The sequence below is a fragment of the Planctobacterium sp. AWH2_060 genome, assembly GCF_056158425.1.
Genome location: NZ_JBSWTG010000001.1, coordinates 2,485,920 through 2,511,808 on the forward strand (window position 1 = coordinate 2,485,920; position 25,889 = coordinate 2,511,808).

Consider the following 25,889-nt stretch of genomic DNA (forward strand, 5'->3'; position numbering starts at 1 on the left):
GTTGTTCCTTAAATCGAAAGCTTACTGAGGCGTTTACCACCCCAAACGCTATTGACGATGGCACGAGTCAAAATGATGGCCGTGAACATGGAGGTAATAATGCCCACCATTAGGGTTACCGAGAAACCTTTTATCGGGCCGGTACCCACTGCAAACAAAATCAGAGCAGCAATCAAAGTCGTGATATTCGCATCTAAGATGGTGGAAAAAGCGCTGTCATAGCCGTGATGTATGGATTGCTGAGGGCTGCGTCCATCTCGTAATTCTTCGCGAATACGCTCGAAAATCAGTACGTTGGCATCTACCGCCATACCTACTGTCAATACGATACCCGCCATACCCGGCAAGGTTAAGGTAGCCCCTGGGATCAATGACATCACACCAATAATTAACACCAGGTTTGCCGCCAACGCGATATTGGCAACCACACCAAAACCTTTGTAATAAATCAGCATAAAGGCCAGAACAAGCACAAAGCCAAGCACGATAGCGTCAGTACCCTGACTGATGTTCTGTTGTCCCAGGCTTGGGCCTACGGTGCGCTCTTCTACAATTTGAATGGGGGCAATCAAGGCACCAGCGCGTAGCAACAGAGCCAGATTTCGGGCTTCACCCGGAGTATCCAGTCCGGTGATCCTGAAGCTGCTGCCCAGTACAGCCTGAATAGTAGCAACACTGATAACCCGTTCTTTTTTCTCGAACTTGAGTTTGCCTTCAGCGGTGCGCTCGCGGGTAGGTTCGTACTCGATAAATACCGTGGCCATGGGTTTACCCACATTGTCACGAGTACCACGAGTCATCTTACTACCACCTTCAGAGTCCAGACTGATGCTCACCTGCGGGCGTCCATATTCATCGACACCGGAATTAGCGTCCACTATGTGGTTACCGGTCAGCATGACGCGTTTTTTCAATAATACCGGAGTGCCATTTTCATCTTCGATTAACTGTGAACCAGGCGGTACGCGACCAGCAATGGCGGTACTTAAATCGTTATCCTGATCTACCATACGCAGCTCGATAGTGGCTGTAGCATTCAGAATTTGTTTGGCTCGCGCAGTATCTTGAATACCAGGTAATTGCACTACAATGCGATCCGGCCCCTGGCGCTGAATAACAGGTTCAGCAACCCCAAGTTGGTTAACCCGGTTGCGCATAATCGTAATATTTTGCTTAATAGCGTAATCTTTGGTTTCTGCCAGCGTTTGTTCTGACATCTGCGCCACTAAGGTCAAATCATCTTTGTCGGAATACTGCCAGTCACCGCGGTTATTGCGCAAAAAGAACTTAGCTTCGTCTTTTGTGGCTTCATCGCGAAACTGAATTTCCAGCACTTTGCCTTCTTTCACCACACGGCGGTAACGAATGTTTTCTTCCCGCAACGCTGTGCGAAAATCAGAAACCGTATCTTCCAACTTGGTATTCAGAGCGGTATCCATGTCCACTTCCATCAGGAAGTAAACGCCACCGCGCAAATCAAGACCCAACTTCATAGGTGATGCACCCAGCGACTTGAGCCAATCAGGCGTAGCTGGAGCCAGGTTGATCGCGGCAATGTAATCATCGCTAAGCGCAATATCCAGGGCTTCCTGGGCTCTTAGCTGAGTGTCATTGTCAGCTAATCTGACCAATATTTTTTGATCTTCCAGCGCGACGCTTTTGGTAGCGATATTGCGCTCGCTGAGAATTTGTTGAACCTCATCTAACAGACGAGTATCGACTGGCGCAGTGCGTTCAGCCGATATCTGGACCGCCGGATCCTCACCGTAAAGATTGGGGGAGGCATACAGCGCAAAAAACGCCACTACCAGGAAAACCAGGGTGGCTTTCCAGACGGGCGTATGATTTAAAATAGCAGTTCTGGGATTATTCATAGACAACGGTACCCAAATCCTTATCAGTGATTAAAAGAAAAACCGGCTTAGATGTTTTTCATCGTACCTTTGGGTAATACCGCAGAAACCGCAGATTTTTGTACCACAATGGTTACATTGTCGTTTAGCGCAATTTCCATAAAGTCTTTATCGTCTGTGACTTTATTGATACGACCAACCAGACCGCCCTGGGTCAGTACTTCGTCGCCTTTGCTCAATGAACCAATTAAATTTTTGTGCTCTTTCACTCGCTTGGCTTGCGGGCGATACAGCATGAAATAAAAAATCAGACCGAAAATACCTAACATTACCAGCATTTCCATGCCACCACCGCCAGGTTGGCCAGCAGACTGAGCATACGCATTTGAGATAAAGAAATTCATAGTGACTATTCCCTAAAAGTTATTAATCTTGTTCTAATTGTGGAACTGGACGTCCCAGCTTTTTATAAAAATCTGCAACAAATTCATCAAGTTGATTGTTATCCAGAGCATTTCTCAAGCCTTCCATAACACGTTGGTAGTAACGCAAGTTATGGATAGTATTCAGACGTGCACCTAACATTTCATTACATTTGTCTAAATGATGGAGATATGACCGCGAATAATTTTTACAAGTGTAACAGTCGCAAGATTCATCTAAAGGACCGGTATCGGTCTTGTGACGAGCATTCCGGATCTTGATCACCCCTTCTGGCACAAACAAGTGGCCATTACGAGCATTTCGGGTAGGCATTACACAATCAAACATATCGATACCTCGGCGCACGGCCTCTACGATATCTTCAGGTTTGCCTACGCCCATCAGGTAACGGGGCTTGTGCTCTGGGATCTTCCACGCTGTGTGATCCAGAACCCGAATCATGTCTTCTTTTGGCTCACCCACCGACAAGCCGCCAATGGCGTAACCATCGAAATCAATATCCACTAAGCCTTGCAAAGACACATCCCGCAACTCTTCGTACATACCGCCCTGTACTATGCCAAATAACGCCGATGGGTTACCCTCATGCGCTTCTTTACTGCGTTTTGCCCAGCGCAGCGACAGCTCCATGGATTTGCGCGCCTCTTCATAGGTGGCGGGGTAAGGCGTACATTCGTCAAAGATCATCACGATGTCTGAGCCAAGGTCGCGCTGTACCTGCATTGATTTTTCCGGTGTCAGCAAAATCTTTTCACCATTGATTGGTGAGCGGAAGGTGACCCCTTCTTCAGAAATTTTTCGCAACTGCCCAAGACTGAATACCTGAAAGCCACCAGAGTCGGTCAGAATTGGCTTTTGCCATTGCATAAAGTCGTGCAGATCGCCGTGCAACTTCATGATTTCGGTGCCGGGACGCAACATCAAATGAAAGGTATTCCCCAAACAAATATGGGCGCCGGTTTCATCCAACTCTTCGGGTGTGACACCCTTAACTGTGCCGTAGGTACCCACGGGCATAAACGCCGGTGTTTCAACAACACCGCGTTCAAATTTAAGGCGCCCTCTGCGGGCTTTGCCTTGCTTATTTAACAATTCAAACTGCATGATAAATCTTGCTTTGATGAAATCTGAAACAGAACACTCACTTAAAAGTGTTCACAAAATTGCCGAATTATAAACGAAATCTGGTGCCGGGTGGTAATCTTTAATCTGATTTATGGCTGCACCTGCTTTTCTAAAAACATGGCATCGCCATAACTGAAAAAGCGATATTTTTCCTGCACCGCAGTGTTGTAGGCGTGCAAAATGTTTTCTTTGCCACAAAAAGCGCTCACTAACATGATTAAAGTGGATTCTGGCAAGTGAAAATTGGTCACCATAGCATCCACTACTTTGAACTGATATCCGGGATAAATGAAGATTGAGGTATCAGAACTAAAGGCTTGGATCAGTTTATCTTCTGACGCTTGTGCCGCCGATTCCAGCGAACGCACCGAGGTTGTCCCCACCGCCACAACTCTGCCGCCATTGGCTTTCGTAGCTAAAATGGCATCCACCACATCCTGAGGCACTTCTGCGTACTCGGAATGCATCTGATGTTCTTTAATGTTATCCACTCTGACAGGCTGAAACGTTCCGGCTCCCACATGCAAGGTAACAAAAGCGGTATTAACCCCTTTTTGTCTGAGAGCTTCTAGCAAATCGTCATCAAAATGCAGTCCTGCTGTTGGCGCTGCTACAGCGCCGGGCTTTTGATTGTAGACGGTTTGATAACGCTCCTTGTCCTGCTCTTCATCCGGGCGTTCTATGTAGGGCGGCAAAGGCATGTGGCCGTGCTGTTCCAATAAATCAAACACCGATTCATCGTGGCAAAAACGCAACTGAAACAATTCCCCTTCACGCCCCAGCATCTCAACTTCAATCACACCTTCCAGTAACAACATATTGCCCGGTTTGGGTGACTTATTGGCCCGTATATGCGCCAGTACTTGATGTTCATCCAGCACCCGTTCAATCAGCACTTCCACCTTGCCACCAGATGATTTTTGCCCCAGTAGACGAGCCGGGATCACTCGGGTGTTATTGAAGACCATTAAATCACCGGGATTTAACAGCTCAAGAATGTCTGGAAACTGCCGATGAATGATCTCCCCCGTACCACCATTCAGGTGCAACAAGCGACTATCTGTACGGTTTTTAGGGGGGTAATTAGCAATGAGTTCTTCTGGCAGGTGAAAATCAAAATCTGAAAGCTGCATGGGTGTTTCCTTAATTCAAGGTGGGCGATTTTACGTTTTTGCGTAATAGTCCGCAAATATTCCTAAAACAATCCCCCAGCCCTTTAATTTTAACGCTTTTCAAACTTCATAATCCCGTAACAATTTGGCAATAGACTCCGCGCCATCGGCGATATTCCGCATAGCAGTTAATGAAAAGAGACCCTCGATGATGATTCCTGGCAAGTTTAAGAATTTACGGACAAAAATACTATCGCTTTTAGGGGCAGGCATACTATCTGTAGGTATTATCGCAATGGTAATTTCGACTTTGCTTTCAGGAAAAATTACCCAATATGGGGTTTTGATTAAGCATGAAGTTAAAGCCACCACAATAGCAGACTCCTTAAACCTGAACTTTAAACGCCAGGTGCAGGAGTGGAAGAATGTATTGTTGAGAGGCCATAAAGACGAAGACCGCAATAAATATTGGCAACGCTTTAAAGACCGTCATAGTCAGGTTCAGCGAGATGCAAAAACATTTTTAAACCTGGATTTAGAAGCTCAATACCTATCAAAAATGCGAGATTTCATCGCAGCGCATCAAAGCCTTGAAACTCAATATGAACAAGGCTACCAGGTGTTTATGCAGAGTAACTTTTCTCATAAAGCCGCCGACCAGGCGGTGCGAGGTATAGATAGAGAGCCGACAAAACAACTTGAAGCCTTGTCTGAATCACTTCGCGACAGCGGCTTGGAGAAAAGTCAGTCGTTAACAAACAGGGCTGAGTCAACCACCTTTTGGGGAGCCACAGTCATATTGCTGGCAATCGTGGCCAGTATGTTGATGTCTGCACTGTTCATGAATTACAAGGTCGTATACCCCATCACCACCCTGATCCAGCATCTATACAAAGTGAGTAAAGGTAACTTTAACGAAGAGTTGAGCTTTTTCAGGGATGATGAAATTGGCCAGATGTCAAAAGCCATTGAGTTATTGCGACGCAGTCTGAATGCTACCTGCACAGAAATGGCCACAGTGCAGGGCAACCTGGATGAAGTATCTACCAGTCTGTTAGACAGCGCGAAAGCTATCGATATGGGAGCCAAAGAACAAAACCGCGGCACAGACAGAGTCAGCACCTCGATGCAAAGTATGACGGAAATGGCCCGCCGAATCACCGATAGTGCCAACGAGGCCTCAATAGCCGCATCTCAGGCCGATGACTATGCCACGCAGAGTATTTCGGTTATGCAAGAAACCATCGATACCATCACCCATTCCTCAGGCCAAATCAATGACACCGCCAGTGTTATCAATAAATTAGACGAAGATGCCAGAAATGTCGGTACCGTTTTGGATGTTATTAAAAATATCGCCGAACAAACTAATCTACTGGCTTTGAATGCAGCTATTGAAGCGGCGCGAGCAGGTGAGCAAGGACGAGGTTTTGCTGTTGTGGCCGATGAAGTACGTACCCTTGCCGCTAAAACACAGCAATCCACCGAAGAAATTCAGGATATTATCGCCAATGTGCAAACTGGCGCTAAAAATGCGGTTTCCGCCATTCAGTTGGGGGAGAAAAACTCGCAGGTGAGTGTTGACAAAGTCATGGAAGCCGACAAAAACCTAAAATCGGTGACCGGTGCGATCAAACAAATTAACGAACTTAACAAAGAAATTGCCGATGCCATCGCAGAGCAGTCTGACGTTGCCATGGAAATCGAAAAAAATATCATGGGACTGGCTGAGATTGCCGCCGTCAATGAAAAGCATGCGCAAAGTTGTAATCGTGATAACGTCACCTTGTCAGAAGTGAAAAATCGAATGGCAGTATTGATTGCCCGTTTGATGGGACAAAAAGTTTAATCGCTCATGCAGATGACTTAACTTGCCGGTTCAGTCATCTTTCATCAAGGTTTTCGCGATATCCTTTAATCGCTCACGCTCAATCTTCTTGATGTCCATCACAAACATAAGCTGCAACAATAAATCAGCACCTAATATGCCTTTATTAACCTTATTGCGCAGGTTATCAGCTGACTGTTGGATACCAATTTCGGCCAATTTTTCGCTGAGGTCCTGATAACGAACCCCTTTTAAACTCATTTCCGATTTAATCAGGCGTTGTACAACCAAGCGCCAGTTAACTGACTCCATCATTTACTCCAAAAAATCACTTTTGTGACTTATAATTTACAAACAATTACGTTTTTATTCAAATAAATAATTTGACTCATAGGAAAATAATGTCCTATGCTAGTCACCAGACTAAATAACCCGGAGAGGAACAATGCATTGGGATCTTGACCAGTTAGAAACGCTCATTGGTAAAGAATCAGATTTAGTTGTCACACGCGAAAACGATTGCTTGATGATAGCAAACCAGGATGGAATCGACGCATGGCTTGCCATCAGCGGCGAACAAATATTGGTGGAATCATTACTGTTTGCCACCAGTGAAGTTAAAAATCCTGCAGAATTAAACGACGCAATATTGCGCACGCACATGATGTTTCCATTAACGACAGTGGGTATCTCAGATATTTCAGGCGAAAGCTACTACACCGCCTTTGGCTCGCTTAGCTCGCAATCCAAAGAGTCCAGTGTGCTGATAGAGATCCACACCCTGTTCGATAATGTTGAAGCCTTTATTGATGCCTGGCAGGAATATTTAAAATAACCCCTTAATATCCATCTGAGGAGATGTATTATGTCTGTTTGGAGAAAACTTGTAACTGCCGTAAAAGGTGGTGTCACAGAAGCTGCCGAGTCGGTAGCTGATAACCAGGCTATTCGTATCCTGGAGCAAGAAATCCGTGAAGCCAAAGAAGAACTGCGCAAATCGGACCATGCCCGCACACAAATTTTAGCGAAATGTAAACTGGCTCAACAAAAAGTTGATGGCTTGCAAAAATCTATTGCCGAGTATGAAGAGCACGCCCGCAAAGCGATTGACACAGATCGTCAACTGGCTTTGGACTGTGCGCAACGAGTGACAGAACTGTCCGAGCAATTGCAAACCGAGCAAACTTACCTTGACCAATTCAAAAAGTCTGAGGTACAACTAGCCAATAACATCAGTCAGGCTAAAGCCAATTTACGCCGGCTGGAGCAGCAGGTTGATATGGTAAAGGCCACTGAGTCAGTTCAAAAGGCTCAGGTTGCGGTTTCTTCCCGTCACCTTGGTGCTAACAGTAAAATGAAAACCGCCACCGAGTCTTTGGACCGTATTCAGAAACGCCAAAACTTGCGTGCTGCGGAACTGGAAGCGGCTGAAGAACTGGCCACCAATGAAAGCACCGATGATCTGGAAAAACGCCTTCAGTCTGCCGGTGTTAAAGGTGGTAGTAATTCAGCAGAAGATGAGTTGAGTCGAATCTTAGGAAAATGATACATAAACTACGCAAAGTACTAATGCGTTATTTTACTCAAATGCGCTGGCACACCATTGTGCTGGCGCTTTTGCTATACGGAATAAGCAGTTGGTGGTTTCTACAACTGGCCGGTGAAAACGCATTAATCAACCCGACAGATTTTATATATTGGATGGTAGTCACAGGCTCTACGGTGGGCTATGGGGATTATTCTCCCACCACGGTAGCCGGAAAATATGTAGTGGCCTTTTATATTATCCCGGTGGGATTAAGTATTTTTGCGTTTGTTTTGGGCCGGGCTGCGGCATTTGTCTCGGCGCAGTGGCATAAAAAAGCCAGGGGGTTAAAAGCAGTGCATTTATCGAATCATATTCTGTTAATTGGTTGGAACGGCGAACGCACGTTACACCTGTTAAAGTTATTGTTGCGAGAGCGGGAATATTCTGGAGACGACCAGGCCATAGTGCTGTGCGTTAAAGTGGATGTTGAAAACCCTATGCCGGATCAAATTGAGTTCGTGAAGGTGAATTCCTTTAACCAGGACGCCGACATGGACAACGCCAGTATCGACGCCGCGGCCACCATCATTGTGGATAATCCGCAAGATGATCTCACCATGACCACCAGCTTGTACGCCAGCCACCGCAATCCCAAAGCCCATATCCTGGCCTATTTTCAGGATGAAAGTCTGGTTAAATTACTCACTGAGCACTGCCCGAACGTTGAGTGTATGCCCAGTGTGGCGGTAGAAATGCTGGCTAAATCCGCTTTTGATCCTGGCTCCAGTAAACTGCACTTTGATTTGCTGGACGTCTACGCTGGCCAGGCGCAATATTCTGTTGCAGTGCCTGAGTTGGAAAAAAGCATCAGCACCGCTACCTTATTTTCCGAGTTTAAAAAGCAATACAACGCTACCCTTATTGGACTTGCCAAAGCCCACGACCTGAAAGAAATTGAACTCAACCCGGCGCTGAATTCCGACATTGCGACCGGAGATAAGCTTTATTACATTGCGGATAAACGCATCACGAATATTGAATGGCAGAGACTCTATGTTTAGTAAACTGTTTGGCTCAAAGGAAAAGAAAGTCACACCGACCATCAAGGCTCCTGAAGTCATGGGACTTTATCTGGGAGGCTCTTTTGAACTGGATTCGCTCAAACTCAAGCTCATCCAGCCGCAACTCATTATCGAGAATGCCGCCAGCCACCATTTGATACAAGCAGTTGGCGAAGTCAATCTTGATACCGGCGGTAAAATCCTGCGTTTTTACACCGATGACGATGCTTTTTTACAAGTGGTAATGGACGGTGGTGACACCGAAAACCATATCACAGACGTTAAGCTCTGGTATTTTTACGATACCAAAACCGTAGGCAATGACACGCAGTGGCAACAATTGCTCAAGCAGGAAATTTCACAGCCTGAATACCAACTGGAAGGTCATCGATTTGAGCGAGTCTGGGATGCCGTTGGCGAGGAATCACCACCAGTGGCTATGACCGAAAAAACCTATGAAGAAGATGGTGATACCAGTGATACCGATCAGTTTGTTATGCTCTACGAACGAGATTTGGGCGAAGACAAATTTGAAGCCCTGATGGTGTCTGGTGAAGAGAAAATCATTAATAATAATCATGACCGTTGCCTGGTGATCAGCACCGGCTTTAACATTAATCCAGCGGATTTGCGCATCAACGGCTAACACAAGGAGAACACAATGACAGATATTATTTTGGAGTCCATCGCGGGGCTGGCCAATTTTGGGATTTATTTTGTTATATCAATCCTTTTACTCTTCGTATTTAAGTTTGTTTTCACTGCCATTACTCCACATGATGAGTGGTTGTTGGTAAAAGAAGAAAAGAATGTTGCCGCCGCTATCGGTTTTGGCGGTTCCATGGTGGGCTTTAGTATTGCTTTGGCTGGCGCAGTATCCAACTCAGCCAACCTGGTAGACTTTGTCGTATGGGGTATCGTCGCCATAGTTGCACAGGGATTGGCTTTTGCCCTGCTGCGTTTTACCTTTATGCCACGCATTGTTAAACGCATCGAAGACAATGAAGTCTCTGCTGGTGTAATGTTAGCAGCAATGTCTTTGTCAGTAGGTTTATTAAACGCTGCCTGCATGAGCTGGTAACAGGAGGTTGCTATGTCTACAGAACCCAAATCCGGCACTAAGCGAAGTCGTGCATTAAACCTTGACCAATATCGCAAACAGTACCCATTAAAACCTTTGTCTCTGGGGGTAGCCTCGGTTTTTCTGGCGGCAGCTTGCAGCGACAATCGCCAGGAAGCGATGGTTTTTACCAGCCTAAATGATTGCCAGTATCAGCTCCCTGACTATGCTGAACAATGCCAGATGGCTTATGAAAAAGCCCTGGATGAAGCCTCAGAAACGGCACCTAAGTACCGTTCTCAGGCCGACTGTGAGTACGAGTTCGGCTCAGATCAGTGTGTTGTGTATCGCAATGAATCCGGCAATAGTTGGTTTATGCCGCTGATGGCAGGTTATATTATTCGCGATTTATTGGAACCCAGACGCTACTCACAACCATTGTTTACCTCCTATTCCCGCTATTCGCCTTACCGCTATCGTTGGATAGGGGCTGGCGGTTACGATTACGGCGATTTTCGCCAGCGTGAATTAAAAGTTTCCAAGTCCTATACCAAACCCCCGGCGGTAAATCGCACCATCAAACGCGGCGGCTTTGGATCATCGGTGAGAGCTAAATCCAGTTGGGGTAAAAGCAGTAGTCGCAGTGGCTGGGGTGGATAACCCCAACCAGCTATTATGATTCGAATTCCGACACAAGAGCGCCCTCACTGGCGCAGACAAGCAGATGAGTTTGGCTTCAAGTTTCATACAATGTATGGACAAGCCTATTGGGACGAAACCGCCTACTATCAATTTACGTTGCAGCAAATTGAGCAACAAATCGAAGACCCCAGCGCAGAACTGCATCAAATGTGTTTGCAGGCCGTGGAGCAGGTGGTCAATGATGAGTATTGGCTCAACAAATTTCAGATCCCGGAAGCATTTTGGCAAAGTATTGCCGACTCATGGCGGGACCAAACGCCCTCGCTGTACTCCAGACTAGACCTGGTATTCCACAAAGACAAGCCGGTAAAACTGCTGGAGAACAATGCCGATACACCTACCAGTCTGTATGAATCCGGTTTTTGGCAATGGCTGTGGCTGGAGGATATGGTAAACAGCGGCAAAATCAGTAAAGCAGCTGACCAATACAATTCCCTGCAAGAAAAACTGATCGCCCAACTACAGGTTATTCAACACTGGTACAAAGCAGACACGGTGCAATTTGCCTGTTGCCAGGATACCGAGGAAGACAGGGGCACAGTGCAGTACCTGCAAGATTGCGCCAGCGCCAGTAATATCAACAACAAATTTGTTTTTATTGAGGATATTGGCCTGGCTGACACCGGTTATTTTACCGATCTGGAAGATGATGCTATTGCCCTGATGTTTAAACTCTATCCCTGGGAATTTATGATGCAGGATGAGTTTGGCAAAGCCATCATTGAATCTCCAACACAATGGATTGAACCCATGTGGAAAGCGGTGTTATCCAACAAAGCCCTGCTGCCGCTGTTATGGAAAATGTTTCCCAACCACCCTAACCTGCTGCCCGCCTGGTTTGAGGAGGATTTGGCCAGTGCCAGCGAAACTAAACTGGTGAAAAAGCCATTGTTTTCTCGTGAAGGGGCCAATATTTCCGTGCTGCAAAATGGTGAGGTTCAGCAAAGCATCGACGGGCCTTATGGCGAAGAAGGCTTTATTTATCAAGCCTGGTATCCGTTACCTAAATTCGGTGACAACCATACGCTGATTGGCTCCTGGTTGGTGGACGATCAACCTGCCGGAATTTCCATCAGAGAAGATAACCATCCTATTACGCAGGATTTATCCCGCTATCTGCCGCATATTATTTTGTGACACTTTTTCGTATTTCCGGTCATCTATTCATGCCACAATAATGTATAAAGCAATTCTGGATTTTCAGCACAGGAGCTATTTTTGAGTTCACCCTACAGCCTCGAAGAACAGTTAAACTTTACGTTGCGCCTGTTCGTGTTATTGACGGTACTGGAATTACTCAATTTAGTAACCGGGCGTCAGCTGAATCATCTGGCACTGGTGCCGCGTGAGATAAATGCCCTGGGCGGTATTTTTATCAGCCCGTTTCTGCATGGCAGCCTGATGCACTATGCCTCAAACATCATTCCTATCTGTCTGTTCAGTGTATTGGTAATGCAATATGGGCGTAAAACCTGGTGGCAAGCGAGCGCATTTATTTTGGTGGTTAGCGGTCTTTTGGTATGGCTATTGGGACGAAATGCTTATCACCTTGGTGCTTCCGGTATGGTTTACGGCTACTTTGGCTTTTTATTGTTTGCCGGCTTTGTCAGTCGCAGTTTTAAAATGATCGCCATTTCATTGTTAGTGGGATTTTTTTATGGCGGTCTGATTTTCGGTGTATTACCCATGCGCCCTTATGTTTCGTGGGAGTCTCATCTTTTCGGCTTTTTAGTGGGAATTTGGGCAGCGCGCTTATTTGTTAAGAAAATCAGGAAATGAAATAAATTCCTGAGTCAATTCATGCAACTTTGCCTCTGGCAGCGTTATAATCGACACAGTTTAAAAATAGTTAACTTTTCATGACTCAAGCAAATCATCAAATAAATAACAACCAACCTCAACAAGGTGGCTTCTTTGGCAACCTGTTGTTCAACATTATTCTGCCCACGCTGATCCTGACTTACCTCAGCAAACCTGAGTATCTCGGGCCCGCCATGGGTATAGTGGTAGCATTAGCCTTCCCCATAGGCTATGGCATAAAAGACCTGACTTCATCCGGCAAAATAAACCCCTTTTCGGTTTTGGGCATCATCAGCGTCTCTCTTACCGGTGGATTTAGTTTAATGGAGTTGGATCCGCAATATATCGCCATAAAAGAAGCCGCTATTCCGGCTATTATTGGTATCGCGGTGTTGGTGAGTAATCGCACTCAGTATCCACTGGTAAAGACCTTTATATTAAATGAGCAACTGATTAACCTGCCCTTACTTAACAGTGCTCTGGAAGCGAAAAATAACCTGCAGAGATTTGAACGCAAGGTAGCGCAGAGTTCCATGATTGTGGCCGGTTCGTTCTTTTTATCCGCCACCCTGAACTATATTTTAGCTAAGGTATTATTGGTAAGCCCGCCGGGCACCCCGGAATATAATGAAGAGCTGGGTAAGATGACCGCTATGAGTTATCCGGTAATTGTTATTCCCAGCATGATAGTACTGTTTATCGCCCTGTGGTTTTTATTCAGTCAGATGAAAAAGCTCACCGGCCAGGATATTGAAACCTTCTTAAATGAAGCGCATCAGGAGTCGTCAAAAGGCTAATTTCTCATTGCGTCATCCCAGTATGATCGCAAGAGCTTATCTGGCCTTCAACTGACCTCTTAAGGCTGAATTAGAATTATCAGCGACACCTCTACCTGAAGTGGTACTGTTGACCCGAATTTCATTAGCCGGACTGGTCTGCGCACCACGCACCGCATTAGCCACAGTGGCGGCTCGCATATTGGCATGATTCGACGCCGCTGGTGTGCCATGACCTGTAACATTCAGTGGTGCCCTTGCTGGTGCTGTATTCATCTCTCTGCCGGTGTTGGCTGCACTTTGTGTTCGGGTGCTTGCTGCATTAGCTAGCGGTCTGTTTGGCATCATCACTCTCACCTCATTAGTCTGTCAATATTGCTTTCTGAGCATAAGTGAGTTTGAACTTAAAATAAAAAGTTTTGAGTCACTTTTAATCAAAACAAGAGTTTTTCTGACCTGCAAAAAACAATCTGGTAGTTTGGGCCTGCATATTTGGATCAGTTACAACTTTGCAGAGAGATATTAGCTCTGGCACAACCAAAAAGATTATTAAAAGCGGCGAAAAGCAATGAACTTGCCCCCACTTCAGTTTAGTATATCCCAAACTTTCGAACCTTTTGTCAGGAATAACAATGAAGATAGATGGAACATTTGATGTAACCCTCACCCCAATCGACAGCCATGGACAAGGGCAGGACGGTATCAATCTGGGCCGCATGGCCATTGATAAAACCTTTCACGGAGACTTGTCCGCAAAAAGCCAGGGCGAAATGCTCAGTGCCATGACCCAGGTTCAGGGTTCTGCAGGCTATGTTGCAATAGAGCAAGTAACAGGCACCTTGAGCGGCAAGCAAGGCAGCTTTGTACTACAACACTTCGGCGTGATGTGCGCCGGTGAAAATCGCCTGATTTTGGAAGTAGTGCCAGATTCTGGTACCGGCGAACTAACAGGATTAACAGGCAAAATGGATATTCGAATCGAAAGTGGCACACACTTCTACGATTTTGAATACCAACTAGCCTAAAGCATGCTAATGGTGGCTCAAGATAGCTTTTTCTCTGTTGCCACCAGATAAACGCCAGTCATTACGAGTGCAATGCCAATTAAATGGGCAATACCAAACGGTTCCTGTAACAGAACAACAGCAAACATGGCTGTGATTACCGGTCCAAGCCCCCCCAATATACTGGCATGTTGCGGTCCAATGCGGCTAATGGCTGCAGCAATTAACAGCGACGGAATAACCGTACACAGCACCGCCAGTACCAACACATGAAAGTATACCTGCCAAGGAAGATTGAAAATCTGCACATCACCTATGATCATCAGGTGCAGGGCAACTGAAATAGACGCCACCAGCATCGCCAGACAGGTAAATGCTTGTGAGCCAAGATTCGCTATACCGGCTTTACTCAGAATCAAATAACCGCCAAAGGCAGCAGCACTAATAAGCACCAATGTACCGCCCCACAGTACTTCCAGAAAATTGCTTTGAATCTCTACGCCCAATACCACCAGTATTCCAAGCCAGGTGGCGGCTAATGCCATAATGGTGTTTCGCCCCGGAACAGTACGCCACAATACCCAGCTAAACAGCATCACAAATCCGGGATAGGTGTATAAGATCAGACGTTCCAACTGAGCTGTTATCAATTCCAGGCCCATTAAATCCAGTAAACTTGCCAGATAGTATCCCAATACACCAGCCCACAAAATCAACCATTTGTTGCTTTGTAGTGCCTGCCATGATAATGGTTTTTGCTTTTGTAAAATCACCAAAATCAGCAGATATATCGGTGCTGAAATCAGCATTCTCAAAGCGATAACCTGATAGGCATCCACCTCATATTGATAAGCCAGCTTAATCACGATGGATTTAAAGGAAAACAGTATTGTGCCAACAATGGCCAACAGAATACCCAGACTGCGTTGTCCAGAAACAGGTGAATTTGGGGATAACATTTCAGATCCATTGCGGAGCGATTGGAAATAATCGCAACAAACAAGCTCAAGATTAACACTCAAACATTAAAACCCAAATACACTTATGGCATAGTTCATATCTCAATATTTAAGGCAGTATGGCCAGAGGGGATATTATGACTGACACAATTCCGCAACGACCTGGTTCAGACAACAACTGGTGGCGCGGCGCAGTTATTTATCAGATATACCCTCGAAGTTTTTGTGATGCCAATAGCGATGGCATTGGCGATCTACAAGGAATCATCAGCAAACTGGACTACATTCAATCTCTGAATGTGGATGCCATCTGGCTATCACCGTTTTTTACCTCTCCCATGAAAGACTTTGGCTATGATGTCAGTAACTATCGAGAAGTGGATCCGATATTTGGCGAACTGGATGACTTTAAAGCCCTACTTTCTCAAGCTCATGCCAGAGGTATAAAGGTCATTATTGACCAGGTATTGAGTCATACCTCAGACCAACACCCCTGGTTTATCGAAAGTCGCCAAAATAAAACCAATGCCAAAGCCGATTGGTATGTCTGGCAAGACCCATTAGGCGACGGCACACCACCAAACAATTGGCAAAGTGTCTTTGGTGGGTCCTCCTGGCAATGGGATAGCAGACGACAGCAATACTACCTGCATAACTTTCTCACTAGCCAACCCGACTTAAATTTCCACAATCCGCAAGTTCAACAGCAAATGTTGCAGGAGATGCAATTTTGGCTGGATTTGGGGGTAGATGGATTTCGCCTGGATACAGTAAATTATTACTTTCACGATGAGCAGTTGCGCAATAACCCGGGTCTGAAACAAGACAGGCGCAAGTTGTTCAATCCTTACGATTTCCAGTCTCATCTGTATGACAAAAACCGTCCAGAAAGCATCGAATTCGCCAAATCCATGCGTCATCTATTGGATAAATATCAGGCGCGCATGTTGATGGGAGAAATTGGAGATAAAAGTGCAGAAAAAATGATGCAGGATTATACCGGTGGACAAGACAAGCTGCACACGGCCTATAGTTTCCGGTTATTAAATGACGAGTTTGGCGCATCGTATTTCGCGGACGTTATCCGGCAACAAGAGTCGTTGCTGAGTGATGGCTGGCCCACCTGGGCATTCAGCAATCACGATATTCAAAGAGTGATCTCCCGCTGGGGTGCGGAATTTGTGCGACAAGATGAATTAGTCAAAACCTTGCTGGCTTTTTTATTCTGTTTACGTGGCAGTGTCTGTCTTTATCAGGGAGAAGAATTAGGTTTGCCGGAGGCAGAACTGACTTTTGAGCAACTTCAGGATCCCTGGGGTGTCACCTTCTGGCCGGAGTTTAAAGGTCGCGACGGCTGTCGCACCCCAATGCCATGGGACGGTAACGCCGCACATGCCGGATTTTCCAAGGTGTCTCCCTGGCTACCTGTGGCAGAGGGCCATTACCCACTTTCAGTCCACCACCAGCAAAACTTGACTGACTCGAATTTAAACTTTACCCGGCAATTTCTGACCTTTCGCAAAACCCAACCGGCACTTGTTCAGGGTGATATCGAACACATTCACAGCGAGGAGGATTTGCTGAGCTTTAACCGTACCTGTGCTGCTCAGAAGCGGCAATGCCTGTTTTGGTTCAGTGATCAAGCTAAGCAAATAAGCATCAGGGGTAAACTACTAAAACACAGTGACAACCTGGTGATCGAAAACCACAGAGTAACGTTTAAAGGACCGGGGTTTGTCATTCTTGAGTGATACCATCCCCCACACTTGAATCACTTCGCAATTGACGACATATCCCATAGACAGCTAACCTGAAAACATCATGCCAGGACAAACCGCAATTATGTCAGAAGAACAGCACATATTATTAAAAGCATTAACGATTACCGACTACCAGCAAGTGAAAACCTTGATGGACGAAGCCTATCCCGATTTAGGTGGCGCCTGGCCCCGTCATACACTGGCGAGACTAGTTAAACATTTTCCGGAAGGACAAATAGGCGTCTTTGAGGGCGATACCCTGGTAGGACTGGCCTTCTCGTTAAGGGTGGATTACCAAAAGTTCTCCAATCCGCACACCTATGACGACATTGTAGACAGCAATGATAATGTCAAAGGCAATGACGACGGTGATGCCATATATGGACTTGATGTAGTTATCGCGAAAAGTCATAGGGGGATGCGCTTGGGACGCCGCCTATACGACGCCCGCAAAGATGTCTGTCGGCAATATAATCTGAAGGGTATTCTGGCGGGAGGCCGCATTCCCAACTATCACCAACATGCCGATAAGCTGACCCCACAGGAATACATTAACGAGGTGGCAAATCACGCCATCTACGATCCCATTTTAAGTTTTCAGTTATCCAACGATTTTCGGGTTATCCGTTTATTGCGCAAATATATCCCGGAAGATGAAAAATCGGGCGGTTTTGCCACGTTGCTGGAATGGAACAATATCTTATACGAACCGGCCCAAACTGTATTCACCACACCGAAACCTATTGTTCGAGTGGGAGCAGTACAGTGGCAGATGCGGGAAGTGGATTCTCTGGAAGAGTTACTTTCACAGGTCGAGTACTTTGTGGATACGGTATCGGATTATCAAAGCGATTTTATCGTTTTTCCTGAATTCTTTAACATGCCGCTGATGGGGCTGAAGAAAGAAGTCAATCAGCAGATAGAAGCGATCCACTATCTGGCAACTTACACCGACCAGATTGTCGAAGCCATGTCACAAATGGCAGTGGAGTACAATGCCAATATCATTACCGGGTCTATGCCCATTGTGGAAGATGGTGAATATTTTAACGCCTCTTTTTTATGTCATCGCAGTGGTAAAATTGACGAGCAGCGCAAAATTCACATTACTCCCCACGAACGCAACGACTGGGCACTAAAAGGTGGTTCTGATCTGCAGGTATTTGAAACCGATGCTGGCCGGGTGGGAATTCTGATTTGTTATGATGTGGAGTTTCCTGAGCTGGGCCGCCTGCTCGCCACTCAGGGACTGGACATTTTATTTGTACCCTTCTGGACAGATACCAAAAACAGTTACCTGCGAGTGCGTCTGTGCGCCCAGGCCAGGGCCATTGAAAACGAATGTTATGTGGTTATCGCGGGAAGCGTTGGCAACCTGCCTCAGGTGGAAAGTCTGGATGTGCAATACGCCCAGTCAGCCGTACTGACCCCGTCGGATTTCCCGTTTCCTCATGACTCGATCCTCAACGAAGCAACGCCAAATACTGAGATGCTGTTATTCTCCGATCTGGATATGACTAAGCTCAAAATATTGCACAGCGAGGGGACGGTTCAAAACCTTAAAGATCGACGAGATGACTTGTATCAGGTTAAATTTATGAAAAAATAGACTTGTTCAATAGCAATAATCAGGTGCGGGATTCCGCACCGAAACTCAACAAATGGCCATCCGGGTCCTGGATACTAAATTCCTGCATACCATAATCGGTCACTTTTAACTCAGTGGGCTTGAGATTTTTAGCCACCAGAGAATCGTATAACACTTTGATATTGGCGGGATAAAAATAAAAATTTACTGACCAGCTGTGATTTAACAAAGGATCAACATCCCCTTCTGACTGCGGTGCACATTCCGACTCCGACAGCATAAACTCGGTACCATCCGCAGCAATGATACCCCAGCGAAAGTGAATAAGTTCTTCCATCGGACTCAATAATTCAAATCCCAAAGCCTGCTGATAAAAATCCAGACTTTTGAAAATATCCCGGACATTGAGCATGGGTGTCATTTTTCCTGGTCCGGTCATGGTGTTCCCCTATCCCCGTTGAGCCTCTAAAACTTCTCTCATGCGTTCCTGAGCACACTTTATCAACATATCTGGCTGAAATTTTGAGATAAAGCGATTACAGCCCACCTTCTCTACCATTGCTTCGTTGAAATTACCGCTTAAAGAGGTATTCAGCGTGATAAACAAATCTTTCAGTCTGGCATCAGCCCTGACTTCGGCAGTTAACATATAACCGTCCATCTCCGGCATTTCAGCATCAGTGAACATCATGAGTATTTCATCGTTGATGATTTTGCCCTCGTCGGCCCACTGTTTTAACAGACGCAGCGCTTGCAAGCCATCCTGGCGCTCAATAACTTCGATACCCACCTGCTTCAATGACTCTTTAATTTGTTGTCTGGCAGTGTTGGAATCATCAACAATAAGCACTTTTTTGCCTTGTAGATGTTGGTTCACTTCATCATCTAAAATCTCTTTTGAAACTTTGATATCGTAAGACACTATCTCTGCCAACACCTTCTCAACATCTATTATTTCAACAATCTGCTTTTTTCCTTCCATATCTATCTGAGTAAATGCCGTTAGATAATTGTTTTTACCAGCGCTATTTGGCGGCGGCAGAATTTCAGCCCAAGATAAGTTAGTGATGCTCAATACCGGGCCGATAAGAAAGCCCTGCACGGTGCGATTGTATTCGGTGATAATCACGTTGCGATTATCTCCCAACGGAGACGGTGGCATCTTTATCGCCCGGCGTAAATCCACAATAGGCACTGATATGCCGCGCAAGCTGGCGACACCACACAAGTGCTCATGAGACCCTGGCATCTGAATCATTTGCGGCACGGGGATCACTTCCCGCACCTTAAATACGTTCATGGCGAATATCTGTTGCGAATTCAGCCGAAATAATAAAAGCTCTAAACGGTTTTCACCGACGAGTTTTGTGCGCTGATCAACAGAAGCAAGAATACCTGACATTTCACACCTGTTTGCAAAGCCCAGTGAGATACTGCTGCTTCGTGAATAGAGATTATAAAACTTTACATCTAATGTGGTATTCGGGCAAATGTGAATAACTATTTTTACAATTGAACCCAACGCGAGGAACAACTATGCTTCTCTATAATTGGATGTTTTTTGTACCCGAGGTTTATGTGCATAACAAAGTGATGGCCATCTGCCAGTTACTTTTCATTCTGTTTCCGCTATCGCTGACGGCTCAGGAATCCCCTGAAACGCCGCCCCTCACTATGTGCATCGACCATTACCCACCACTGCAGATTGTATTAGAAGATGGCGAAGCCACTGGAGAAAACGTCGAAATTGCACGCCAGTTTATGCACCACCTGGGCTACCAGTTAACGTTTACCGCAGATATCCCCTTCAAACGCTGTCTGCAATGGTTACAGGAAGGCGAAGTGGATCTCATGGTTGGATTACTTGATTCTCCGCAACGACAGAAAAATTATCATATGTTCTTATATGATGATCATACGGTGAAAACCTTTTTTATCCGTAAAGATGCGCCTGACATTATTGATTTTACCGACCTAGCAGGCCTTGATATAGCGGTAGTAAGGGGGGCAAGACAGTTCGAAGAATTTGACCGCGCTCCTGCGGATTATTTCAATCGTATCCTGGTTAACACCTTACCAGCGGCATTTGGCATGTTGGAAAAAGGCCGAGTAGATTCTGTTGTCTGTACCGACTATTACGGTAGCAACATTGTAAAAGGTCATCCAGAGTTCAGGAAAAAAATACAGCAAGCCAGCTATGAAGTAATCAATGGCACAAAGGTGTACATCGCCCTTTCACGCAAGTCCAAATACGCATTTGATGCACAACGCATGAACCAAAAAGCCATAGAAATGTACTTATCTGGCGAGTTTGAGCAGATGATGAAGACCTTGCGACGCGATAATCCTCATTGGTATTGAGCAATAATGCTTACGCACCGTTGAAATAAAAAGCTGCAGTACCCGGTTATAGTAATCGTGCCAATAAATTGGAAGTGAACTATGAAACAATTTCTGAGTGTTTGTTTTGCACTGTTTTTCAGTGCGGTAAGTTTTGCTGAGGAACAGGTGCAACGCTCCTTTTTCGGCAGTGTCGCCATCGACGGTTATGACACCGTAGCCTACTGGACAGAGGGAAAAGCAGTAGAAGGAAGCAAACAGTTTAGCTATGAATATAAAGACGCCAAGTGGCGGTTCGCATCCGAAAGCAATATGCAACTATTTATCGCTGAACCAGAAAAATATCTGCCGGAATACGGTGGCTATTGTGCCTGGGCAATGTCTGATGACAACCTGGCCAGCGTGGATGGCGAAGCCTGGACAATGTACGAAGGCAGGCTTTACCTCAACTACAACAAAAATGTAATGGCCGACTGGCGGGAACAAAAAGCCAAATTTGTTGAACAAGCCAACGGTTTTTACAAAGCTCGCTTTCCCAATCAGGAACAATCTGTAAGGTATTAATACCAATTATTGCACGGCGCACTGTTCTTGACTGCAGATCTGCGCCGCTGCTATTACTTATACCAATCCCATTAAATATTTAATGGGATTGGTATTACTTAAAAGCTCGATTTATCAGCAGCATAATTTAAAAAATTTGGTTTCTTGTAACACATTTATCTGTTCATTGGTTATACTCAAAATTGTACTGAGAAAAGTGATGCTTTCCAGCCTACAGCCCCAGGGAAAAACACGCTGAAACCGAATTTTGAGGAAGAGGCATTTGACTAAGCCTGCAAATACTTTTGACCTTTCCAGCTCCGGCTACATTACTCTTTATCTTGTATTATTCTTCGGCTTTATTGTTTCCGGATACATTCTCTCTTTTGTTACTTTTCAATCTCAGGTCATGCCAATCTGGTTACCCGCTGGTATTGCACTATCAGGTTGTTTCATTTTAGGTCCCAGGTTTTACCCGGCAGTGCTGATTGGCTCGTTTATCTTTAACTGCTCAGTTACACCCGACTTTCAGCTTGCGGCAGTGCTTTCTGCTGTTGGATTGCAAAACCTGATCATCGCCGTTGGCGCAACACTTCAGGCTATGCTGGGAGCAATATTGCTGAGCCACTGGATTGGCAATCCACTGCATGTGAGTGGCAAACAGGTCTTCAAATTCGTACTGATTATTGGTGTCTTCATCAATTTATTGTCAGCCAATATTGGCGTGTGGTCGTTAAGTGAATTCAATCCGGGCTACAACCCAGATGACTACTGGCTCAACGTGATTTATTGGTGGCTGGGTGACTCGCTTGGTGTACTCATGGCCACTCCGTTGATCTTATGCCTGATGGAAATCAAGAGCGTCAAGCAGCAGGTTCGTCAGGCGCGCTTCGTGGTCATTTCTGCGGTAGTTTGTCTGTTTGTTTCGGTGGTATCCATTTCCTGGTTTTTTATTGAAAAGGAGAAAAACACCACCAGCAACTGGCTGGAAAAAGAAGCCCAGCAGATTGAAAACCAGGTTTATCGGGAACTGACCAAGACCATAGTGCAACTCAGTGAGTTGGCGACCTTACTGCAGCAAAACCCGGAGCTAAGCAATGCAGAATTTGCGCAGAAAGGTAAACAGTTAACATCGAACTCTGAAGTTCTAAACTCAGTCTCCTGGAACCCAATTATTGCCGCAGAAGAAGTGGAGCAACATGAACTACAACTACAGCAAATTTACCAAAACCAGGTAACCATTAAAGGAGAACCTCTCGACGACTCCGATCCTGTTAACTACATAAAGTACGTTTTTCCAGAGGAAGGTAACCTGAGCGCCATTGGCTACAATGTTTTTTCAAATCCAGTTCGAAAAAACACTCTAAATATCATTCTGCAAAACTTCCAACCTCGCGCCACGCCAATCGTCCACCTGATTCAGGATGAACTCCCTACCCCCGCGTTTTTATTGTATTTCCCGGTTATATACAATCAATCCGCACACCTGAGCCAGGCTAATATCAGAGGTATGGTCGCTGGTATTTTCTACACCAAAGCATTGATGCAACAAGCACTGGATGCCACTGATAAAGATGCTTTTTTTGTAGAGACATTTGAGGCTGACAACAATGTGCCATTTTTTAAAAATTTTGAAGGCCATGACAAAACCTCTGCACACAATTATTTCACAACCATTGATATCAATCTGATTGGGCAATCCTGGAAGATAAGACTGTCGCTCAACCAGGGTTATGTATCAACCAAACAAAACAACGCTTTTGGCCCTTTATTTTTCCTTCAAGTATTTACCGTAGTGGCGATAATTCTGATCGTTCTGCTGATGAATTCCCAGCAACAATTTCTGGATCGTTTGGTGGAAGGTAAAACCGCATCTCTGCGGGAAGCAACACTAAAGGCCAACCAGGCCAGTCTTGCAAAAAGTCGCTTTCTGGCAAATATGAGTCACGAAATAAGAACGCCAATGAACTCTGTTATCGGCTTTGCCCAGCTAGCCAATACTAGTGATAAAATAGACGACGTCAAATTCTACCTCAATAAAATCAGCACCTCGTCTAAGTTATTGCTGAACATAATCAACGATATTCTGGATATATCAAAAATCGAATCCAACAAGTTTGAACTGAGCGTGGAAACCTTCAGTGCCTCAGAATCTATCAATTCTGTCAGTGACATGTTCAGCGCGTTAGCGGAGGACAAAAATCTCTATTGGCGCTTTAAAAGCGCCATCCCTGAAGATTTGTATGTAAAGGGAGATAAGACGCGGTTTGAACAGGTATTGATGAACCTGTGTAGCAATGCCCTGAAATTCACCAGTACCGGGGGTATCACCCTGGTTTGCTGGCTGACCAATTCTTCAGAGGGCTTTGCCAGCTTTAAAATAGATGTCGTTGATACGGGTATCGGCATATCAGAAAATAAACGCAAGGAGCTGTTCAAGCCCTTCGTTCAGGCTGACTCTTCCACCTCTCGACACTTTGGTGGCACAGGTCTGGGCCTGGCAATATCTAAGGAATTAAGCCATCTCATGCAAGGAGATATCGCCATTTCTGCGAATCAGCCCAGGGGCTCAATCTTTAGTTTTACATCGCGATTTGTTATTTCTGCAGAAAAACCCAAAGAGGTGGTAAGCACGGTAAATAACGATGTCAGTGACCTGAATTTGCTGGTAGCAGAAGACAATGAGATAAATCAGCAAGTCATTGCTGCGATGCTGGACCAACTTAAGATAAAATACCGCATTGTCGGCAACGGTCAGTTAGCGATAGATGCTCTGGAAGTGTACGAATTTGATGCGATACTGATGGACTGCCAGATGCCAATTCTGGATGGTTATGAAGCCACCAAAAAGCTCAGAGCCGACAAAGACTATAAAGATCTACCAATAATTGCACTTACCGCTGATGCCGATTCAGAAAGCCGGGAATATGCGCTTTCGGTGGGCTTCAGTGCTCACGTAACCAAACCGGTTACTATTGATGCATTGCGTGACTGCCTCTCTGAAGTGGTAGTTGCACAAAAGTTGAGTGCTACTGGCTCTTGATATCCAAACCATCCCAATAGCTTGCTACAAGTTATTGGTTTTACTCTGAAAAGCTGATGTTAACCGGTCTGATATCCATTCTGACATTCTCAAAACTGTAAACATCAGCGGTAACATCAGTGCGCCAATAGCCTTTACTTGACTGATCTTGGGTAAACACCATTTGAATTGCCAAAGGCTCTGCAATTAGCCAACTGAGCACCAGATTAGTAGCCTTGTTGTCCAGTAAATTGTAACCCAGAAATTCATCAAGATTGCGATTAGCATTAACCAAACCGGATACGTTTTGCTGTGGCACATTAAAATATTCATGTGATTTGGTAGCAGAAGCACCCTCCGCCTCAGTTAACTGACCGCTTGCCATGTCAAAGCTGTCACCCACCTGAACATAACTCAATCGGATATTGTCTGCAGCCACCGGAAATTGACCAGGCACATAGCCAGTCACATGCCGTGTATCGACGACGGTAACTCCGCCTTCGCCAATCACAGTAAACTTCTGCCCTTCGACAAGCATTGCGGTTCCCTCATCTACGCCATAACCCCAATTGTGGTTCTCGTCATTTAACAAAGTTACGATTAACCGGCCCAACCGTCCTTTGCGATCAAAGTGCTGATCAATAATGCCTTGCGACATAAAACCTAAGCCAGGCGCAGTTACTACAGGACCGTATTCTTGCTCATCCATGCTGGTATATTGGCTTTTAAATCCCTGAAACAGCGCTCCCTGACTATTACCGCCACTGATCATGATTTGCGACATAATGGCCGCTCCGGCACTGGTGCCACCCAAAGTAGCGCCTCTCTGGTAAATCTTCCTGAGCTGCTGAAGTGCTAACGTATCTGTGCCACCTTCATTGAGCAGAGTCTGAGTGATCAAGGTTTGATCTCCACCAATAAACCAGACTCCAGCGAGGCTAGCTATTTGCTCAGCAACCTGAGTAGCGTTGCCATTGGTAAGCCACAGGCTTTCGTCCTGTTCGGTATTCTTATCGTCTTTGACAGCTAAAGGCAGGAGCATGACATTATTCGGTGACACCCCAGCCTTAGAGAATGATTTGAGCAAAAGCTTAAACTGTTTATCTATTGAACCTGTTGCCGCAGGAACAACGCCAATTCGGGCATCTTTTCCACCGGACAATTCGGCAAACCGGGTGAATATATCCGTACTTAAATGACTAATCGCTCCACCGGCAATCACCAGACTTCCTGTTTTTTCTGCATTTTCTTGTTTTGCCATCACACTAAAGTGCATGCTCAGCAGTAATAATTTAACAATCAACAGGGTTCGTAGCACGTTTAAGGCTCCTAAAGAAATCTTTAAAACTCAGATATACCAGTCAGTATAGACAGTAACACCCAT

Annotated in this window: 26 protein-coding genes; 16 read left to right on the forward strand and 10 right to left on the reverse strand. The window is 45.5% G+C overall.

The window, feature by feature from the left end; genetic code table 11:
• Positions 1-8 precede the first annotated feature (8 nt).
• The 4 genes from secD to queA form a co-directional block, all read right to left on the reverse strand.
• Positions 9-1,853 (reverse strand): protein translocase subunit SecD, encoded by a 1,845-nt coding sequence (gene secD, locus ACXAD8_RS10635; protein WP_475232935.1) that lies wholly within the window; start codon positions 1,851-1,853, stop codon positions 9-11.
• Positions 1,854-1,921: 68 nt separating this feature from the next.
• Complete coding sequence (gene yajC, locus ACXAD8_RS10640; protein WP_229529558.1) at positions 1,922-2,257, reverse strand: preprotein translocase subunit YajC; 336 nt, start codon at positions 2,255-2,257, stop codon at positions 1,922-1,924.
• A gap of 22 nt (positions 2,258-2,279) precedes the next feature.
• Positions 2,280-3,401 (reverse strand): tRNA guanosine(34) transglycosylase Tgt, encoded by a 1,122-nt coding sequence (gene tgt / locus ACXAD8_RS10645; protein ID WP_475228219.1) that lies wholly within the window; start codon positions 3,399-3,401, stop codon positions 2,280-2,282.
• Between the two features lie 110 nt (positions 3,402-3,511).
• A complete protein-coding gene (gene queA, locus ACXAD8_RS10650; RefSeq protein ID WP_475228222.1) occupies positions 3,512-4,555 on the reverse strand; it encodes a tRNA preQ1(34) S-adenosylmethionine ribosyltransferase-isomerase QueA in 1,044 nt (347 codons plus the stop codon).
• Between the two features lie 274 nt (positions 4,556-4,829).
• Here queA and ACXAD8_RS10655 point away from each other — a divergent pair, with 274 nt between their 5' ends.
• Positions 4,830-6,383, forward strand: coding sequence for a methyl-accepting chemotaxis protein (locus ACXAD8_RS10655; protein ID WP_475228224.1), 1,554 nt, complete (start codon positions 4,830-4,832; stop codon positions 6,381-6,383).
• Positions 6,384-6,413: 30 nt separating this feature from the next.
• On the opposite strand, the gene ACXAD8_RS10660 is transcribed toward ACXAD8_RS10655, so the two are convergent.
• Positions 6,414-6,677, reverse strand: coding sequence for a DUF6471 domain-containing protein (locus ACXAD8_RS10660; RefSeq protein WP_475228226.1), 264 nt, complete (start codon positions 6,675-6,677; stop codon positions 6,414-6,416).
• A 130-nt stretch (positions 6,678-6,807) separates the two neighbouring features.
• On the opposite strand from ACXAD8_RS10660, the gene ACXAD8_RS10665 reads away from it, so the two are divergent.
• From ACXAD8_RS10665 to ACXAD8_RS10705, 9 genes are all read left to right on the forward strand, one after another.
• A complete protein-coding gene (locus tag ACXAD8_RS10665) occupies positions 6,808-7,197 on the forward strand; it encodes a DUF2170 family protein (protein WP_475228228.1) in 390 nt (129 codons plus the stop codon).
• Between the two features lie 30 nt (positions 7,198-7,227).
• Positions 7,228-7,908 carry a PspA/IM30 family protein gene (locus ACXAD8_RS10670; RefSeq protein ID WP_475228230.1) on the forward strand — a complete coding sequence of 227 codons (681 nt, stop codon included), beginning with the start codon at positions 7,228-7,230 and terminating at the stop codon, positions 7,906-7,908.
• Positions 7,905-8,951: a potassium channel family protein gene (locus ACXAD8_RS10675; protein WP_475228232.1), complete on the forward strand. Its 1,047-nt coding sequence runs from the start codon at positions 7,905-7,907 to the stop codon at positions 8,949-8,951. The genes ACXAD8_RS10670 and ACXAD8_RS10675 overlap by 4 nt, the downstream gene beginning before the upstream one ends.
• Positions 8,944-9,597, forward strand: a complete 654-nt coding sequence (locus tag ACXAD8_RS10680; protein ID WP_475228235.1) for a YjfK family protein — start codon at positions 8,944-8,946, stop codon at positions 9,595-9,597. Before ACXAD8_RS10675 ends, ACXAD8_RS10680 begins: the two co-directional genes overlap by 8 nt.
• A gap of 15 nt (positions 9,598-9,612) precedes the next feature.
• Entirely contained in the window at positions 9,613-10,032 is a 420-nt protein-coding gene (locus tag ACXAD8_RS10685; RefSeq protein ID WP_475228237.1) for a DUF350 domain-containing protein, read from the forward strand.
• A 12-nt stretch (positions 10,033-10,044) separates the two neighbouring features.
• Complete coding sequence (locus tag ACXAD8_RS10690) at positions 10,045-10,671, forward strand: DUF1190 domain-containing protein (protein WP_475228239.1); 627 nt, start codon at positions 10,045-10,047, stop codon at positions 10,669-10,671.
• Between the two features lie 15 nt (positions 10,672-10,686).
• Positions 10,687-11,850, forward strand: coding sequence for a glutathionylspermidine synthase family protein (locus tag ACXAD8_RS10695; protein WP_475228241.1), 1,164 nt, complete (start codon positions 10,687-10,689; stop codon positions 11,848-11,850).
• Between the two features lie 81 nt (positions 11,851-11,931).
• Positions 11,932-12,492 (forward strand): rhomboid family intramembrane serine protease, encoded by a 561-nt coding sequence (locus ACXAD8_RS10700; protein ID WP_475228243.1) that lies wholly within the window; start codon positions 11,932-11,934, stop codon positions 12,490-12,492.
• Positions 12,493-12,572: 80 nt separating this feature from the next.
• Positions 12,573-13,310 carry a VC0807 family protein gene (locus ACXAD8_RS10705; RefSeq protein WP_475228245.1) on the forward strand — a complete coding sequence of 246 codons (738 nt, stop codon included), beginning with the start codon at positions 12,573-12,575 and terminating at the stop codon, positions 13,308-13,310.
• Between the two features lie 36 nt (positions 13,311-13,346).
• Here ACXAD8_RS10705 and ACXAD8_RS10710 read toward each other — a convergent pair whose 3' ends face one another.
• Positions 13,347-13,637 carry a hypothetical protein gene (locus tag ACXAD8_RS10710; protein ID WP_475228248.1) on the reverse strand — a complete coding sequence of 97 codons (291 nt, stop codon included), beginning with the start codon at positions 13,635-13,637 and terminating at the stop codon, positions 13,347-13,349.
• A 284-nt stretch (positions 13,638-13,921) separates the two neighbouring features.
• Between ACXAD8_RS10710 and ACXAD8_RS10715 the strand changes: the two genes are divergently transcribed.
• Positions 13,922-14,314: a DUF3224 domain-containing protein gene (locus ACXAD8_RS10715; protein WP_475228250.1), complete on the forward strand. Its 393-nt coding sequence runs from the start codon at positions 13,922-13,924 to the stop codon at positions 14,312-14,314.
• Positions 14,315-14,331: 17 nt separating this feature from the next.
• Here ACXAD8_RS10715 and ACXAD8_RS10720 read toward each other — a convergent pair whose 3' ends face one another.
• On the reverse strand, positions 14,332-15,252 hold the full coding sequence (locus tag ACXAD8_RS10720; RefSeq protein ID WP_475228251.1) for a DMT family transporter: 921 nt from the start codon (positions 15,250-15,252) through the stop codon (positions 14,332-14,334).
• A 137-nt stretch (positions 15,253-15,389) separates the two neighbouring features.
• On the opposite strand from ACXAD8_RS10720, the gene ACXAD8_RS10725 reads away from it, so the two are divergent.
• Positions 15,390-17,003 carry an alpha-amylase family glycosyl hydrolase gene (locus tag ACXAD8_RS10725; protein ID WP_475228253.1) on the forward strand — a complete coding sequence of 538 codons (1,614 nt, stop codon included), beginning with the start codon at positions 15,390-15,392 and terminating at the stop codon, positions 17,001-17,003.
• A gap of 91 nt (positions 17,004-17,094) precedes the next feature.
• A complete protein-coding gene (locus tag ACXAD8_RS10730; protein ID WP_475232937.1) occupies positions 17,095-18,621 on the forward strand; it encodes a GNAT family N-acetyltransferase in 1,527 nt (508 codons plus the stop codon).
• A 19-nt stretch (positions 18,622-18,640) separates the two neighbouring features.
• Here ACXAD8_RS10730 and ACXAD8_RS10735 read toward each other — a convergent pair whose 3' ends face one another.
• Together ACXAD8_RS10735 and ACXAD8_RS10740 are read right to left on the reverse strand one after the other, a co-directional pair.
• Positions 18,641-19,039 carry a VOC family protein gene (locus tag ACXAD8_RS10735; RefSeq protein WP_475228256.1) on the reverse strand — a complete coding sequence of 133 codons (399 nt, stop codon included), beginning with the start codon at positions 19,037-19,039 and terminating at the stop codon, positions 18,641-18,643.
• A 9-nt stretch (positions 19,040-19,048) separates the two neighbouring features.
• Positions 19,049-20,002, reverse strand: a complete 954-nt coding sequence (locus tag ACXAD8_RS10740) for a chemotaxis protein CheV (RefSeq protein WP_475228258.1) — start codon at positions 20,000-20,002, stop codon at positions 19,049-19,051.
• A 134-nt stretch (positions 20,003-20,136) separates the two neighbouring features.
• Between ACXAD8_RS10740 and ACXAD8_RS10745 the strand changes: the two genes are divergently transcribed.
• The 3 genes from ACXAD8_RS10745 to ACXAD8_RS10755 all read left to right on the forward strand — a co-directional run bounded on the left by ACXAD8_RS10745 (position 20,137) and on the right by ACXAD8_RS10755 (position 24,526).
• Complete coding sequence (locus ACXAD8_RS10745; RefSeq protein ID WP_475228261.1) at positions 20,137-20,961, forward strand: substrate-binding periplasmic protein; 825 nt, start codon at positions 20,137-20,139, stop codon at positions 20,959-20,961.
• Positions 20,962-21,042: 81 nt separating this feature from the next.
• The gene (locus tag ACXAD8_RS10750) at positions 21,043-21,504 is read left to right on the forward strand and encodes a YHS domain-containing (seleno)protein (RefSeq protein ID WP_475228263.1); all 462 of its coding nucleotides are present in this window, start codon (positions 21,043-21,045) and stop codon (positions 21,502-21,504) included.
• Between the two features lie 262 nt (positions 21,505-21,766).
• Positions 21,767-24,526, forward strand: coding sequence for a CHASE domain-containing protein (locus ACXAD8_RS10755; RefSeq protein ID WP_475228265.1), 2,760 nt, complete (start codon positions 21,767-21,769; stop codon positions 24,524-24,526).
• Between the two features lie 40 nt (positions 24,527-24,566).
• On the opposite strand, the gene ACXAD8_RS10760 is transcribed toward ACXAD8_RS10755, so the two are convergent.
• On the reverse strand, positions 24,567-25,823 hold the full coding sequence (locus ACXAD8_RS10760; RefSeq protein WP_475228268.1) for a cyanophycinase: 1,257 nt from the start codon (positions 25,821-25,823) through the stop codon (positions 24,567-24,569).
• Positions 25,824-25,889: the final 66 nt, after the last annotated feature.

Coding starts and splice junctions, on each gene's coding strand:
- yajC (WP_229529558.1), bottom strand. CDS start 2,257: ATGAATTTCTTTATCTCAAATGCGTATGCTCAGTCTGCTGGCCAACCT.
- tgt (WP_475228219.1), bottom strand. CDS start 3,401: ATGCAGTTTGAATTGTTAAATAAGCAAGGCAAAGCCCGCAGAGGGCGC.
- queA (WP_475228222.1), bottom strand. CDS start 4,555: ATGCAGCTTTCAGATTTTGATTTTCACCTGCCAGAAGAACTCATTGCT.
- ACXAD8_RS10655 (WP_475228224.1), top strand. CDS start 4,830: ATGGTAATTTCGACTTTGCTTTCAGGAAAAATTACCCAATATGGGGTT.
- ACXAD8_RS10660 (WP_475228226.1), bottom strand. CDS start 6,677: ATGATGGAGTCAGTTAACTGGCGCTTGGTTGTACAACGCCTGATTAAA.
- ACXAD8_RS10665 (WP_475228228.1), top strand. CDS start 6,808: ATGCATTGGGATCTTGACCAGTTAGAAACGCTCATTGGTAAAGAATCA.
- ACXAD8_RS10670 (WP_475228230.1), top strand. CDS start 7,228: ATGTCTGTTTGGAGAAAACTTGTAACTGCCGTAAAAGGTGGTGTCACA.
- ACXAD8_RS10675 (WP_475228232.1), top strand. CDS start 7,905: ATGATACATAAACTACGCAAAGTACTAATGCGTTATTTTACTCAAATG.
- ACXAD8_RS10680 (WP_475228235.1), top strand. CDS start 8,944: ATGTTTAGTAAACTGTTTGGCTCAAAGGAAAAGAAAGTCACACCGACC.
- ACXAD8_RS10685 (WP_475228237.1), top strand. CDS start 9,613: ATGACAGATATTATTTTGGAGTCCATCGCGGGGCTGGCCAATTTTGGG.
- ACXAD8_RS10690 (WP_475228239.1), top strand. CDS start 10,045: ATGTCTACAGAACCCAAATCCGGCACTAAGCGAAGTCGTGCATTAAAC.
- ACXAD8_RS10695 (WP_475228241.1), top strand. CDS start 10,687: ATGATTCGAATTCCGACACAAGAGCGCCCTCACTGGCGCAGACAAGCA.
- ACXAD8_RS10705 (WP_475228245.1), top strand. CDS start 12,573: ATGACTCAAGCAAATCATCAAATAAATAACAACCAACCTCAACAAGGT.
- ACXAD8_RS10710 (WP_475228248.1), bottom strand. CDS start 13,637: ATGATGCCAAACAGACCGCTAGCTAATGCAGCAAGCACCCGAACACAA.
- ACXAD8_RS10715 (WP_475228250.1), top strand. CDS start 13,922: ATGAAGATAGATGGAACATTTGATGTAACCCTCACCCCAATCGACAGC.
- ACXAD8_RS10720 (WP_475228251.1), bottom strand. CDS start 15,252: ATGTTATCCCCAAATTCACCTGTTTCTGGACAACGCAGTCTGGGTATT.
- ACXAD8_RS10725 (WP_475228253.1), top strand. CDS start 15,390: ATGACTGACACAATTCCGCAACGACCTGGTTCAGACAACAACTGGTGG.
- ACXAD8_RS10730 (WP_475232937.1), top strand. CDS start 17,095: ATGTCAGAAGAACAGCACATATTATTAAAAGCATTAACGATTACCGAC.
- ACXAD8_RS10735 (WP_475228256.1), bottom strand. CDS start 19,039: ATGACCGGACCAGGAAAAATGACACCCATGCTCAATGTCCGGGATATT.
- ACXAD8_RS10740 (WP_475228258.1), bottom strand. CDS start 20,002: ATGTCAGGTATTCTTGCTTCTGTTGATCAGCGCACAAAACTCGTCGGT.
- ACXAD8_RS10745 (WP_475228261.1), top strand. CDS start 20,137: ATGCTTCTCTATAATTGGATGTTTTTTGTACCCGAGGTTTATGTGCAT.
- ACXAD8_RS10750 (WP_475228263.1), top strand. CDS start 21,043: ATGAAACAATTTCTGAGTGTTTGTTTTGCACTGTTTTTCAGTGCGGTA.